The organism is Bradyrhizobium sp. URHA0013, assembly GCF_000518345.1.
GTDB lineage: Bacteria > Pseudomonadota > Alphaproteobacteria > Rhizobiales > Xanthobacteraceae > Bradyrhizobium.
On sequence record NZ_JADK01000014.1, the window covers coordinates 65,477 to 81,182 of the forward strand.

7 protein-coding genes are annotated in these 15,706 nt (G+C 55.9%); 6 read left to right on the top strand and 1 reads right to left on the bottom strand.

From position 1 onward, the window contains the following. Positions 1–5 precede the first annotated feature (5 nt). From N551_RS36670 to N551_RS0119010, 4 genes are all read left to right on the top strand, one after another. On the top strand, positions 6–3,908 hold the full coding sequence (locus N551_RS36670) for an alpha/beta fold hydrolase (protein ID WP_081747896.1): 3,903 nt from the start codon (positions 6–8) through the stop codon (positions 3,906–3,908). 81 nt (positions 3,909–3,989) lie between these two features. Continuing rightward, positions 3,990–5,417 carry a hypothetical protein gene (locus N551_RS0119000; RefSeq protein ID WP_155809806.1) on the top strand — a complete coding sequence of 476 codons (1,428 nt, stop codon included), beginning with the start codon at positions 3,990–3,992 and terminating at the stop codon, positions 5,415–5,417. 460 nt (positions 5,418–5,877) lie between these two features. Beyond that, positions 5,878–6,615, top strand: coding sequence for a TIGR04325 family methyltransferase (locus N551_RS35895; RefSeq protein WP_035961594.1), 738 nt, complete (start codon positions 5,878–5,880; stop codon positions 6,613–6,615). Between the two features lie 257 nt (positions 6,616–6,872). Beyond that, complete coding sequence (locus N551_RS0119010; protein WP_081747897.1) at positions 6,873–8,153, top strand: lipopolysaccharide biosynthesis protein; 1,281 nt, start codon at positions 6,873–6,875, stop codon at positions 8,151–8,153. 758 nt (positions 8,154–8,911) lie between these two features. Here the strand turns inward: N551_RS0119010 and N551_RS0119020 are convergent. After that, positions 8,912–11,155: a polysaccharide biosynthesis tyrosine autokinase gene (locus N551_RS0119020; RefSeq protein ID WP_027568243.1), complete on the bottom strand. Its 2,244-nt coding sequence runs from the start codon at positions 11,153–11,155 to the stop codon at positions 8,912–8,914. A gap of 265 nt (positions 11,156–11,420) precedes the next feature. Between N551_RS0119020 and N551_RS0119025 the strand changes: the two genes are divergently transcribed. Further along, positions 11,421–12,770, top strand: a complete 1,350-nt coding sequence (locus N551_RS0119025; protein ID WP_155809807.1) for an O-antigen ligase — start codon at positions 11,421–11,423, stop codon at positions 12,768–12,770. A gap of 625 nt (positions 12,771–13,395) precedes the next feature. Next, positions 13,396–15,706: Ig-like domain-containing protein (locus N551_RS0119030; protein ID WP_027568245.1), on the top strand; the 2,311-nt coding region annotated here is incomplete at its 3' end.

Below are 15,706 nucleotides of genomic sequence, written 5' to 3' on the forward strand. Positions count from 1 at the left end.
CGAAGATGTCTGTATTAAGCGCGATGCAAGGAGGTCTCGGTGCCCCAGGAGCGCCTGGCAAGCCGGATGACGATATACTTGCGTTTCCGCTTTCTCCGGCGCAAAGGCGCATCTGGCTTGATAGCGAGGGGCGTCCGGGGAATTCGGCGTACAACGCATCGTTTCGCTGGAGCCTGAAGGGACCATTGGATCTCTCCGCTTTGCAGCGGAGCTTCAATGAGATTGTTGCACGACACGAAGTGCTTCGAGCCACCTTCGTCTCTATCGATGGCGAGGTCCATCAGCAGATTGCTCCATCGCTGAGCTTGTTGATCCCGGTGACCGACCTTCGCAATTCGCCGGAAGCGCATCGTGAAGCCGAAATCGAGCGAATCTGCGCGGCCGAGGCTACGAGGCTTTTCAATCTTGAAAAGGGCCCGCTAATTCGCGTTGGCCTGCTCCGCATCGATGAGTCTCAATACCTCCTAATGTTGACTCTCCATCATATCATCTTTGACGGGTGGTCGATTGGGGTTGTCATGCGCGAGCTGCAGCGGCTCTACGCGGCCATTTCGGAGGGGAGGACGCCCGATCTCTGCCCACTTTCGATTCAATTTCCGGACTATGTCGTCTGGAGCGCCGAACAGGCCGAGAAAGCGGGCGAAGAAGACCTGAGCTACTGGGCAGACAAACTGCGGGACTACCAACCGTTCAGATTGAAGCCGGATCTGGCGGAGCACAGTGAGTTTGCGAAGGGAGCCATACTCTCACGTCTGGTGCCAAGAAGTATTTCGAATTCGCTGAAGTCGTTCAGCGAACAGTATGGCGGCACAATGTACAGCACGACGTTGGCGGCTTGTTTCGCGACGTTGCATCGGTGCACCGGGGCGACTGACATCGCTATGTGGACTCCGTTGGCGAGCCGCAGCCAGCCCGAACTCGAGAACCTGGTCGGGTTGTTCGTCAATCAGGTTGCAGTCCGGGGGGACCTTTCGGGTGATCCGAGCTTAAGGCAGTTGGCTGCTCGCGTTCGCGACGATGTATGGGACGCCCTTGCCCACCAGGCGATCCCCTTCGAGAATATAGTCGAGGCGCTGACCGACGATCAGGACACGCGAAACGGGCAATTCTGTTCCGTCAATTTCGTCTGTCAGCGGGCCTTCGGCGGGGCTGTGGACTCTGAGTTCGATTTTCCAGGCGTCCAGGTCTCGCCGATACCGTCGAAATCGCCGGGTGCGCTCTTCGACCTCAATTTCTTTCTGGTCGAACGAGCAGAGGGGTGGAGGTTGTCGCTCGAGTACAACGCGGATTGTTACACCGCTGAAACCGGCAATATGCTGATTGAAGTTTTCGACGGCATTCTTCAAGCCATCGCCAAGGATCCCGATGTGAGGCTATCGGGGCTGCCGTGGATCGGTCCGGTCTCCGATGACCTCGTTCCATCCGATGAAGGGGAGGAGAAAAGCGTACTCGAAGTGCCGGCCACCAACGAAACGGCTCTGCACAGCAGTTGCGAGTTTCCGGCCAGCGTCACTCAGCTACGGTTCTGGCAGCTATCGCGCCTTCGACCAGATAGTGCTGCTTTCAACATGCCGGCATCGGTTCGTATCGCGGGGCCACTCTCGGCCGAGCGTCTACAGGAGAGTCTTAGGGTACTCGTGGATAGGCACGAGATCCTTCGAACAGTCTTCAAGGAATTCGATGGCGAGCTCAATCAGGTCGTCTTGAGCCGAGCGGAATGCGAGGTCCACATCTCAGATCTGCAGACGGAATCCAGGCAAGCCGGATTTGACCTGGGTGAGCTGCTGCGGGACGAAGCGCTCGGGCCATTCAATCTAGAACGCGGTCCCCTCATGCGGGTGCGGCTGCTTCATCTAGATCCTAACGATCATGTTCTCGTCGTCACCGTGCATCATATTATCTCGGACGGCTGGTCTCAGAGCATCCTGCAGCGGGAATTATGGGCGATCTACGAAGCGCTTGCGGCGGATCGGACGCCTGGATTGCCCCCACTATCCATTCAGTATGCGGATTTCGCAGTGTGGCAGCGAGAATGGTTGGAATCTGAGGAAGCTAACGAGCATCTCGCCTATTGGATGAAGACGCTTGCGGGGCCGCTGCCGGTGTTGGATTTCCCGACTGATTACGCGCCCGGTCAGCGCCACGCGGTTCGGGGCGCGGTCGAAAGAGTGCGCTTGCCGGGACATCTGGTCGAGCGGCTCAAGGCACGCAGCCGTTCGGCCAACGTTACGATGTACATGCAATTATTGGCGGCGTTCGCCATCCTGTTGGAGCGTTACACGGGCCAGCATGATCTTACGATCGGATCACCAAGCGCGAATCGAAGCTCGCAGACGGAGCCCATGATTGGGCCATTCTCCGGACCAATTGCCCTTCGGTTCGATCTGGCAAAATGGTCGACGCTGGATGATGTTCTTAGGTACACCAGTCAGGTCGCAATGAATGCGCTCGATCATGCGGTGTTCCCGTTCGAGAATATCATGGCGCGACTCAAGATGAGGTCGATCAAGGGTAGGAATCCACTCTTTCAATTCTACTTTCTGTATCAAACGGCCTTCCTGCAGCGCCGGGAGGCGGGAGAGCTTGCGATTAGGCCGATTTCGTCGGCCAGCGTAGGAAATCCTTTTGAGCTGCAGCTCGCTGTCATTGAGCGGGACCACGAAGTCTGGTTGAACCTCGAGTACGATCAGGGTTTGTTTCAGTCGACATCGATCGAAAGTATCATGTCGTACTATCAGCTTGTCCTGACGGAAATCGCGACCGACCCGGACAAGCTGGTCTCCGGTTTGAAAGCGCCCCTAGTTGAGTGGGGGCAGCGTGTGGTTGTGGAAAACCGCGGCGGCGGGCAGGAGTTTCATCAGCCTCGCAATCCAACTGAAGCAAAGTTGTTGGCGATATGGGAGAGACTTTTCGATCTGCCGACGATCGGTATTCGCGATGATTTCTTCGATTTGGGAGGGCATTCCCTGCTGGCGGCAACGTTGATCGCGGAGATCAAAAAGGAATTCGACGTCAAGATCGACCTATCGAAGCTTCTGGTGGATCGCACGATCGAGCAACTTGCAGCTCTCGTCGAAAGACGGGACCATTGTCAGCAATCATGCCTGGTTCCCTTGCGCGCAACCGGGGCAAGAGTGCCACTCTTCTGCGTACATGGTGGGGGCGGACATGTCCTAGCCTATAGTGAACTGGCGAAAGCGTTGTCTAACGATCAGCCGGTATACGGGTTGGCGTCGCCGGAACTTGATGGTGCGCAGCGGGCAATGACCGTCGACGAACTCGCTCGCCTCTACAATAGTGAAATACGTCGAGTGCAGGCCCATGGCCCGTATCGCATCTGCGGATACTCGTTCGGCGGTGTCATTGCGCTTGAAATGGCAAGGCAACTGATCGCAGAAGGAGAAGAGGTTCCCGTCCTTGTCATCCTGGATACAAGCAATTGGGGATACTACAGGCATCTTTCGTTCGATGAACGTCGCCGCTTCTGGAGCGTTCGGATCATCGATCGGGTGCGGCGATACTATCGCCGCATAGCAGAACACAGGCTGGATGTTGCGCTCTCAAGTGCATTCTTCTTTCTCAGAAAGAAGATGCGTTTGCGACTATGGACGCTTGTTCAGCGGCTCTCTCGTCTCGCCAATCGTCCGATGCCGGCGCAACTCCGGGACAACATGACGATGTTCAAGGCTATTGCACAATTGTACGAGGCAAAACCTCTCCCGGTGCGCATCATTCTATTCAGGTCGGAAGAACGTGATCCCGAGTACAACCTGAATCGTTCTTTGGGGTGGGAGCTGGTCGCTTCCGAGGGGGTCGATGTTCACGATGTTCCGGGTGACCATCTGTCGTTCATGCGCGACCCGCACGTTGCGAAGGTCGCACTTCAGCTGGATAAGTACCTCAGGTAGCCTTCCGCCGCCGCGGCGCGAATTGCATCTGGGCTGGGAATTCGGGGGCGGCTGCGTGGATGGCCGGGGAAGGGGCTGCGGGTGCGCATTCTTGAGATTTCAATAGTCGCCGTACTGGTTGCTCATCTCGTCTTTCTGCTGTCGCCGGGTCGCGAAGATTATCTTTGGTTGGCGTATCTTCCGTATTTGTGCATGGCGATCATCGCATTCCATCTGCTGTTTGAGGGATATCGGTGGCAGATGCTCCCGATCTATCTTGTGGCCTTTGCAGGCGTCCTCCAGTCGGTCATTCCGCAATGGATGGAGAATGTCCAGGCGCAGTATGTCACCGAATTGATAGGTCTCTGCTGCGTCGGTGGTGGAGTTGTCCTGTGTACAGTTTTCCCGGTATTCCAGTTGCCGCCGCCGACAGGACCTAATTCCGTTGGTACCAATATTCGATATGTTGTTGACAAGGGCCGATCTGATCCGCTGACGCCAAATGGGGCAAGAGAGCTCATGATCCAGGTCTGGTATCCAGCGGCTGGCACGTTCGCGGGCAAGGTTGCCGCTTACCAGGAGAAGACGACGACGACGGCCTGGAACGCGCGATTTAGCTTGGTAAACACGCATTCCACCGTAGACGCTCCGCTGGCTGATTCAGTAGGCCACTACCCTGTTCTGCTCTATGCACCGTCGTGGGACGGTATGAGAACCGAGAATACGCATCTAGCGGAACAACTCGCCAGTCACGGCTACATCGTTGTCGGGATTGATCATCCATACAGTTCATCGGTGACCACCTTTCCAGATGGGCGCATCATCAAATCCAGGCTGGTTGAGGAAGGGGTCTATTCAACGGAAGCCGCATTCAGTGGCTTTCTGAAGACTATCGAGACGGAGATCCGAACCAGGGCAGACGATGTGCGATCTGTGTTGAACTTCCTGGAGGATCTTAACACGGCGGACCCGCTCGGACTGTTCGAGAACCGTCTTGATATGCACAGTATCGGTATTTTTGGCTTTTCGCTCGGCGGGGGTGTGGCCGCACAGGCGTGCTGGCTCGATCGACGATTCAAGGCCTGCCTCAACATGGACGGCGTTATGGCAGATGAATCCCTCGACCAGGGTGCAATCGCTCCTTTGTTCATTATGAGTCAGAACGACCCGCTTCCGCCGGACAGTGTCGGCGATGTCGGTCAATCGAAGCGCCGAGAGATGGCGATGGACTGGGAGCAGTTCGTTCAAATGAGAAGGCTATACGCAACCTTTGGAGGCTATTGGCTCACGCTCAAGCGGGCTAAGCACTTCAATTTTTCAGACTACGCGTTCTCGTCTCCTGTGCGCTTCGTGGGTCGTTCGGGAACGATCGATCCTAAGCGAGCAGCCAGAGCCATCGGCGAGAGCGCGTTCGCGTTCTTCGAACTCTACCTTAGAGGCAATGGCGGGCCGTTGCTCAAGCTAGCTCCCTATGATCTGGCTGATGCCCGTTTTGAGAAATCGACCGCAGCTTCGGCCAGCAAGCATTAACCTCGGCAGGGTTCCTATTTTGGAATGCCGGTCGAAGGTACTGTCCTGATCTGGGGAACCGAAACCGGGAACTCATCGCCGCCTCAAGCGCACCCTCCTGAAGTGCCCTCGGCGCTCGGGCCTGGGCCGCCGTTTTAATGGCGGGGGGAATTAACTAGAATCGACCGAAATTTCCTGCCGACGCACGACTTTCTGTATTCTGCGTCGCGACAGGCCGCCCGGGCGCAGATTCTTCGAAGGTTTGGCTCCCAGATTGGTAAAACGTCATCGATGTCTCCATAGTTCTGTTGGTGTTGCGGAGCGCAATCTTAAACGCTGCGCGGCTCAAAAGAGGATGCAGACTTGTGCCAGCGCTCAAATCAGGCGACCAGATCGAGAAATTCTTTGAAGCATGTCTAAATTGCCTTCAGCGCTGCAGCATCTCCTCTCAACGCCCCCGGTTTTGCTTTTTAGAGGGGCCTTGGGTCACCTGCTTGCCCTAGTTCGGTCGCCTTATCTTCGGCATCGGGGAGCTTATTCCTCATTTCAAGAAGCTGTCGCAGCCGTGCGATCCGATGCGCTCGTTGGCTACGATAACGACGAAGTAGTCATGCATTCCCTTGATTACATGTCGGAGCTCAAGCTCGAAGATTATCCAATTTTGTTCTGGCTGGATCGCTTGGCTCCTGAGACCAGCGTTATTCTCGACGCCGGAGGCCATCTGGGAACCAAATACCGAGCGTTTGGCAGCCACCTGCGGATGGGAAACAAGGTCGATTGGATTATCTACGATCTGCCCGCAATCGTCCGCGCAGGACGCCGGCTCGTCGAACAAGGCGAACTGTGCGGGCCCATCTTTATCGACAAGCTATCCCAAGCGCCCGCGGCGGATGTTCTGCTCGCTTCCGGCTTGCTGCAATACCTGGACGTTCCGTTCGACGTCTTTCTCGGAAGTTTACGTGCATTGCCGCGCCACTTGCTTCTGAACAAGGTCCAGACGCGAGAAGGAGCGACGGTCTTTACACTTGAGAATTTCGGATGCGCGGAGATTCCGTACCAGATTCGCAACAAGGCGGAGTTCCTTAAGTTGCTGGACCAGTTAGGCTACGATGTTATCGATGAGTGGTCGATTCCGGCGCTGTCCCGAACAATTCAGACACACCCGAAGTTGGGGCGGTCAACGAGCCGCGGCTACTATGCGAGGTTGCGCGGTGGCTGAGTCTGGCGGCAAATAAACTGGGACTTGGAACGAATTGTTTCGGATTGTTGCTTGGAGCAGGATTGGCGGAGCGAGTATTGTCCAATGAATTATGACGTATTATCGTTGCCATCGTGGCTGCACCGTCGCAGATGCGGCGGAAATGGAAGAGCCCCGGCGTTATCCAATCTTGTCGGCCGCGGGCGTCATTTTTGTCGCTGATGGTCCGCCATTCGCTGGTTGATACTGGCCATACTGACTTTTGAAAAATATTGAGCATGTTCCGAATTGTTGGTTTTCTGGGTCCCAAGTTACCGATGTTTCGCCTCTTCGCTGGCTCGATCGGTAGCCTAGCAGTCGGTATCGTCGCGCAGACTGTCGCTTTTGTCCTTCTTGCCCGTTCCCTTGGCGCGGGTCAGTTTGGCGAACTGACGGCAATCAGTGCAGTGACGGCGTTGGCGAACTCGTGGTGTGGATTTGGCCCAGGAGAAGCCTTGCGCCGGATCGTAAGCCGCGACACCGGCCGATATGCCGAGGCCCTGGGTCACACCCTGACGATGATTCTGGCGACCGGGACCGTGCTGACGGTCTTGGTTGTCGGGGGAATGCTTTTTGCTTCAACGATCGACCGGGGAGATCCATCGAGCTGGCTACAGATTCTGTTACTGCTGGTACCAGTTAACGTGGCTTTTCCTTCCATCTTCAATCTTACCGAGAACATCTTTCTAGCTCGCGGTGATTTCAAGAGAGCTAACTTAATCAATGGCGGTACAGGTGTTGCGCGAGCATGCGCTGCCGTCGCTGCGTGCGGTCTATTCGGCGTCAACTCATTGCAAAGCTGGGCCATGTGGTGGGCGGCGACCCATGTGGTTATTGGACTGGTCTGCCTGGCCATGGTGTGGGGTTTCGGCCGCCCGCACTGGTGCGTTATTCGCCGGGAAGTATGGTTGGGTGGAAGTCTTGCCTTTTCCAGCTTCCTGATCATGCTCCGGCATAGTGTTGACGTTCTTGTGCTGAGCGCGGTCGCATCGCCCGACTTTGTTGGAATTTATGGCGCCGGCCGGAGGCTCATTGGAGCCGCACTCGTCGTTCCGGGAGCGTTTGACCGGGTCATTTATGGAAAGCTTGCGATTGCCGGTAGAGACGGGCCGCTCTCGAGTTTGAGGCTTGCGACAAAATATCTTCCCTATTCGTTAGGCATTAGCGCGACGACCAGCGTCGGCCTCTTCTTGATCGCGCCCTACATGTCCTTGGTGTTTGGCCCAGCCTTCGGCGCGGCCTCGGATGTCGTCAGGGCTCTTGCGTGGACCGTAATTCCGACAGCTGTGCAGTTTCTGGCATTCGACGCTCTTAACGCAGCCGAGCAGCACAAGATCTCGACGGTCGTAAGCGGGGCGGCAAATGCTGTTGGCGCAATGATGGTCGTCTTGCTGGGCACGGCCTATGGGACGGCGGGGATCTATGCTGCTCTGTACTTCTCGGACTTTTCGCGGGGTGGGGGACTGTGGCTGGCGCTCAATCTGTCTGCCCGCCGGCAGCGTCACGTAGAAGCCTACTAGCTGTCGGCTAGGTCGCGGATGGTCGGCTGAATTAGAAGATCTCGGCCTGAATCGCTCTCGCAGCCGATATAGGCGAGGAGGTATTCGCGATCCTGGCGGAGGTCATGCCGTGCTCATCCGCAGTCAGTAAGTGGCCTTGCCTGCAGGCCGCTGTGTGGGAAATGCTGGTCGTCATGGCCGAGCAGAATGTGCAAGGCCAACTGCCTTAATTGGCTGGAGCGGCGGCACAGGCCCGCTTGGGAGGGATCGGCCTCCTGCATCCTCGAAGAGTTGCTTCGGCTCCGTGCAATGTCCATGGCCGATCGTATGCTGCCGAAGCCTTTGCCACTTCTATGGTGGCAAATTTCGTGAGCTCGCTAGAGGCCAAGAGCGGCCTCGATTCCTGCGTCGTTGTTGTAAGAGCAGGGCGCATCATTCGCTCGCCGGGCGGGGCCCCACGCCGGCGTCGCGTGCCAAAAGCTCATCCGCTTCCGCGTGGTCCCTGAGGAGCGTGTGGCCTAATTGGGCTAACTAACCCTGGGGCGCTCTCCGCGACATCGACTGGTCCTTGCTGGGCTCACGCCTCCTTCGTGGAGTGCCAAAGCTCAGACTACATTCCGGCGTCGAGACTGGATCGGCGGCCTGGCGAATGCTCGCGGCTACGCTCCATACGATCCGAAAGCCACGACGAGCCGACCAGCCAAGAGGGGAAGATTGTTGCCGGGACAAACTGCAGCACGCCGGCCCCGACGGCCGGCGTGCTGGCAACACTTTAGACGCTAATGTGTATATCCGTACTGTGAGTAGTGCTTATTGACGTAATAGCTGCGATTCTCGGCGTCGTACTTATAGAGCTTGTCCATGTCTACTTTGTTCAGGATTACGCCGAGAGTATTCTCCAAGATACCGGGTGCCCGGCCAAGCGCATGCTCGACAACGTCGATCTTCGTAGCGCCCCATTCGACAACAAACAAATATGCATCGATCAGATGGGTGGTGGCCTGTGCGTCGATCACGGGTGCTAGAGGCGGCAAGTCCACGATGATGTAGGCGTATTCACTGCGCAGCTTATCGATCAAGGTCTTGGTGACCTGTGCGCTCATGATCTCGTTGCTTTGAGCGAAAAGGCCGTTTGTAATCGTAGGTAGGAAAGAGAGATACTTCGACTGGTCCGTCCAAACCGCATCCGCGAGTGGCGTTCTTCCCGAGATCACGTCAAGGAAACCGATCTTCGCATTCGGCGCCAATGTGCGCGTGATTGCCGGGTTTCGAAGATCGAAGTCCAGGAGCATTACTTTTGCCCCGGCTGAGGCGATCGTAAGCGCAAGGGAGGCTGCAACGGTGGATTTCCCTTCTCTCGGGAGCGACGACGTCATGCCGATTACCTTGGCGCCTTTGCCCGGACAATTGAGGTCTATCGACAATTTTATTGTGCGCATCGCCTCTGCGTGACTGGAAAGGGGAGCGTCGACGCTGGCCCAAGCAGGCCCTTTCGATCGCGCCAGGTAACGCTCGCCTTCCAGAGGACGCGGCCGCGCCGGGCTAGCGTCGATCTCTTCTTTCCAGAGCGGAACCGGTGTGATGCAATCCTTCTGAAGTTGCCGCTCAATCTGGCTGACGCTGCGGAAGACGTTGTCGGTAAACTCGCGAAGAAAAGCGATCGCGCATCCGAGAGCTACGCCAACTCCGAGAATTCCCGCCAGTACCTTTAGAGTCGATTTGAATTCTCGATCCAGAGCAGGGGCTGCACGGGTGATAACCCTTGCCTCTGTGACTGGAAAAGATTTCTGTTCAACGGATTCCAGATACCGCTTGTTCAGATTTTCGTACAGTTCTTTTGTGCTCGTTGCCGCACTCTCAAGCTCGCGCAACCTAACCTGATTGCGGTTGGACGCCTCCGACTGAGAAACTGCCTGAGCAACCTGCGAATCGAGGCTCTTCTCCCTGCGAACCGCGAGATCGTAGTCGCTCCTGAAGGCTTCACCGACTCGGCGAAGCTCGTCTATCATGGCCGATCGAACCTGCGTGGCCTGACTGTGCAGATTGATGACCGCCAAATGATCGCTTCCGAACTTGGTTGACCATTCTTTTTCCCTGGTGGTCAGGTCGATAAGCTGAGCTCGCAACTTCGCCACCGTGTCGTTGATTGGGACGTCGGTGACGAGAGCATTGGTGTTGTCTGATGCCAGTGCGGACTGGACCACGGCATTGACGCGTTCAAGTCGGGCTTTCGCCTCGGACGATTGTCCTCGCGCCGCCAATAGCTGGCTGTTGACCTCTGCTAGCTGCTGCTCGCTCATCAGCCGCCCGCCGGTGTCGACAATGTTATTGTTGGCCTTGAACTCCACAACGGCGCGTTGGGCAGCCAAAGTCTGTTCGCGCATGTCTTTGACGCGCCCTTCCAGCCAGGTGCTTACTTGCCGCGTCGCCTGGAATTTTGAATCGAGCTGATCGGCGATATAGGAGTCTGCAAACGCATTCGCGTATTGCGCAGATTGCTCGGCATTGCGGCTCTCGTAGTTGATCTCGATAATCCAAGCAATGCCAAGGCGCTTCACCGTGAGATGCTTCTGCAGTACTGCGAGCAGTTGCCTGGTGTATTCAAACTCCGTCGGCTGCTTTGACGACCCAAAAAAGCCGGCCTGCTGAGGCGGAATGTTGTCAGTTAGGCGAAGCTTCTTGATGACCTCAAGCGCGATCTTTTCGGACTTGAGGATCTCGAGTTGGCTCTCGACCGCCGATGACGAGTCGATGATCAATTCGCCGGCGGGCTGAAACAGCTGAAACTTGGCTGTGTCGATACCCACTGTGGCCGTCGCCTTGTAAACCGGGGGAGCTAACAGGGCATAGAGACCTGCGGCACTCACAGCCAGCACAACGGCGCACCCCAGCACCCAAGCCTGGCGGCGCAGAAATCCAAGCACCATCGGGATGTATTGTGCTGATTGATTTGAGCCAGCAGGTAGGCCGTTGGCGTCCGAGTCAAAGGAAGAAAGCTGATGACCTTTGTTTACATGAAGCATGAAACATCCAAATTAACTACGGAATGACCGATATAAGATTTAAACAGTAACATGGCTGCAGCGCCTCTGCCACGAGGAACCCGCGGTTTTCAGGCTTAATCGCTGGTGTCTTCGATTAAAGTTAAGGCGTTGAAGGACTGTCGAAATTCCCTAAATGGTTGAATTTGAACCCGATGCCGTTTAAGCCATGGGGCCTCTTTAATTGGTGGCTTGAGCGGCTTGCTGAGCGTGTCTCAATCGGAACAAGCAATTCAGGAACTCTGCAATGTCCAAATTCGCGGGGCGGCAACAAAGCGTTGTTGTAGATGGAGTGGTCCCGTCTAGGGCAAGTCCGCCTTTCCGGTCTCCTCCGACCGCCGCCGAGGTGCATGCGACGCCTGCTGCTTTGCGGATGTTGCTCGGTATCTGTCTAATTTTCTCATTTCCCGCTTTTACGATTCAGTTGGCGCTGAACATGGCGACCGGCCAGTGGGTCGGGTCGCCCATCCTGCAGGCGATGACGCTTGGCACGGAGCTGCTGGTCTTCTGCGCTATCGTTGGATCGCAGAGCACAAGATCACTGGTCGCTCAGTGTTGGCCGATCCTAGCACTGATTATGTTTGCGTTTGTCTCGGCGATTTGGTCCCAAAACCGGGCCGCCACGATTCAAACTGCGAACACCTACATGACGACAGCGTTGCTCGGATTGGTGATCGTCGGACTGTTGCCAGGATTTCAATCTGTCAAATTTGTTGTCAGGACTATGGCGGTTGGATGCCTGCTGAGTATCCTGTGGGTCGTCCTATTTCCCGAAACGGCTATTCACCAACTGAGCGACCCATACCAAACCGTTCATGCCGGTCTCTGGCGCGGTGTCTTCAGTCACAAACAAGGTCTGGGATACTTTTCCGGGCTGACGGTAGGACTGTTGTTGTTCTACCGCACGTCCATATTTCCGGCGCCAGTATGGGCGTTTTTTTTGGTCTGCAGCGTCATGTGCCTAATCGGTTCGGGGTCCGCGACCGGGATGGTGGCTACGGCGGTCGCGCCTGCGTTTCTATTCATGGCGTACTTCATTGCCCGTTTGCCGCTTCCGTTTCGCCAACCGATGGTCGTGAAGTTTGCGATCGGTGTGGCCATCATCGGGCTCGCCTTTCGGCTAGGCATTCTCAATTATGTAATTGTGCAGATTCTCGGAAAGTCCACGGATCTAACAGGTCGGGCGGATTTCTGGCCAATAATCCTGCAAAATTTCTATGCCTCGGGTCATAGTTTCCTTGGCGGTGGTTTTGGAGCAAAGATTGCGGCGGACATGTCGGAGTGGAGCGTCGACAATGGCTACGTCGATAAGTTTCTGGAGTTCGGTTACCTGATCACTCCTTTGATTTTTGGAATATTCGTTCTGATCCTCTGGAAAGGGATCCGCCTGGTGGTTGCTAACCCCGGCGGTCAAACGTCAGCTAATATTTTCCCCTTTGCAGTTTGGTGCGTTACGCTCATCCTCAACATCAGCGAAAGCAATTTCATGACGAAGTGCTTGAGCACGGTACTGACGTCAGTAGCTGTGGGGCTCATAGTCCAGCAGGCTCAGTCATCTTCGCGAAGGCAGCGGGTCCAGTTTCGCCGCGTCGATTGACACTGGACGATCCGTTCCAGCTTCAGCCCAGTGCCTTTGGACGGTTCCGTGATCGCGATTGGGCGCCCGGCTTTGCTCCTGAAGATCGGTGTTTCGCTGGGCCGCCAGCGCTTTTGGCTATCCGGCATTTGGCCCCTCAATTCAATTTTGGAGAAACAAATCTCCAATTCATAAACTTCGATTGTCTCCGCGTTCGGAGTTGGCGCTTTCATTGTGCGGCATTTAATTGGTATTATGGTACGGTTAATTGCCCGAGAGGGGCGGATCGTCACACTTTGGACAATCCGGGTTCCCAACGCTGCCGCAATAGGCAATTAACCATGTTGATGTCCTGACGCTGGGGAGCGCGGGCGGTCGATTGATCTGGTTTTGGTGGATTTGGGATAAAGGGGGGCGGTGTGCTCAATTCAACGAGCGTTGAGGCGCTGAGATTTGACTGGCTTCCGGGGGGGCGCGGAGCTCGTGGCGGCGAAATTAAATATTCAATGCAGCCGGTGTCGACTAATCGGCGGATTGGTTTCATAAAACTATACGATTGTAAAAAGCCGGATCTTCATAAGTTCCCTTTAGTTGTTCCAACGCTTGAAACGCATCAGCGCGTCAACTGAGCATCGAGGGACTTTAGATGGCCGTGCAGACAGATCCGCCAGTCATTTTGGCGGCCTCGCCCGATAATGTCGTCTTCGACAAAGACCCCGGAGCGAGTTATTCCGACGAACTGTTGGTTGTCGGCACTGCTATTCCTAATAGCACGATCACCGTCTATGACGGGAGCACGCTTCTTGGTGCAGCAACAGCTAACAGCGCTGGCATCTGGACGTACCAAACGTCTTCACTAAGGGACGAAGCGCATAGTTTTACGGCGACAGCAACGGTCAGTGGCGTTACGAGTGCTGCGTCGTCGGCTTTCACGCAAACTATTACGGTAGGGATATCCAATTTCTCTCCGTTGACCGACCAATGGTCTGCACCAATCTTGGTTGGCGGCCAGCAGTACTATGTCGAGAATGCCAACGTTAATGGCAATGCACCTTGGGCGATCAAACAACTCGACAGTCATACGCTCAGGTTTGAGTTGCGCCCCAACGACATTTGGCTGGACAATGACAGTCACCGTAGTGAGATAAGCGGTGGCACGGTCTATTCGGCCACGTCCACGATAGACCTTTCGTATCAGTTTACGGTTCAGCCGGGATTTAACGACACAAGCGACAGTCTCGCGTGGCAAATTCTCGGACAATTCCACGCGGACGATAATGACGCGACTTACCAGTCGATCGAGGGCGGCAGCCCGCCGCTGGCGGTCCATCTCACCGGCGCAAATGGTTACGGTGAGGGCGACTATCTCGCAATCGAGGCGTTCTATGCGCTTCCAGGGCAAAAGGAATGGACCGCGGCTACTTTGCCCGGCGATCCGCTGAATAGCTATCTTTGGGTATCTTCGGCGCCGATCGTGCGGGGGCAGCCGATTGACGTCCACATGGAAGTGAATTTCCAGAACAATGCAAACGGCTTCCTGGAGGTTTGGATCAACGGTCAGCAGGTCGTCGACTATCACGGCCCGATCGGATACGGCGGTGGCGTCTATTGGAAAGAAGGAGTTTACGAAGGCTGGTCCAGCAATCAGCCGATCACGGTAGACTATTCTAACACGGTCATTACGGCCAAGCCTGGCGCGCCGCTCATCTTGACCGATGTGGTGAATGGCAACCAGGTCATGTTGAGTGGCACGTCCCAGGCCAATAGCGCCGTTTCAATTTATGATGGTTCTACCAAGCTTGGAACGGCGACGGCGTCGTCCAATGGTTCTTGGTTTTACCAGACCAGCGCGCTGTCGATTGGGAGCCATAACCTCACCGCGACGGCAACCGATAGTGCGGGAAATGTCGGACAGGCATCTGCGATTGCGAGTGCAACAATAGCGGCGCTCACTGCTCCGATTATCACAAAGGTCGCCACGTCCGCTCCAAGCGGTCAGACGGTTACCGGAACCAAGATCACTTTCACGCTGACGATGAATTCGGTCGTGTCGGTGACGGGAACGCCGACGCTGCTGCTGAACGACGGCGGCACCGCCGTTTACAGCGCGGGATCTGGCTCCAACAGTCTGACATTCACTTACACTGTCGGAGCAAACGACAGTAGCGTTAAGGGTCTTGCGATCGTCGGCGCTGACCTGCCGAATGGTGCGACCATCAAGGACGGCAACGGAATCGCGGCGCTCCTTACCGGCGCCTTCGTCCAATTTTCCGGAGTTACTATCGACGCGCAACCAGTCAAGACGCCGGTTTTCGGCGATCCCGTGGACAATGGAAATGGTACATTTACGTTCACCGGAACCGCAGGGGCCAATACGACCGTCTATTTCGCGACGCCATATGGCGTCGCGCTCGGAAGCGCTGCCGTTGACAGTACAGGTCACTGGACCTTTACGAGTCCTACTTTCGTCGGCAACACGTGGAATAGCATCCAGGCATACAACGTTAATTCGCTTGGAAATGTGAGTGCGATTGGTGTCGAAAATGGAGCGGGGTTCGGCAGCAGTTCGAGCTTGCCTCCTTCTCCGATCATCACCGGCAATGCGTTGGTTGGGAGTACTGTTACTCTCTACGGCATGGTGACGCCTGGCTACTCGATCACCAAGGTTACCGTTTTTGACGGCGCCACGCAGATCGGCACCGCTACGATAAATAGCGACAACAGTTGGTCGTTCTCGACGAGCACCTTGGCGAACGGCGTTCACAATTTTACTGCCAAAGTGACGAATGCGTCAGGTACCAGCGCGGGCTCGATTCCGGATTTGATCACCGTTGGGACAGTGACGACTGGCACTGATACGACGGCACCGACGGTCGTTTCCTTGGTCGCGACCGGCAACGGAGTCACGGCCGGTACAGGCAATATTGGCGCTGGAAGCGTCGTGACGCTCACCGTGA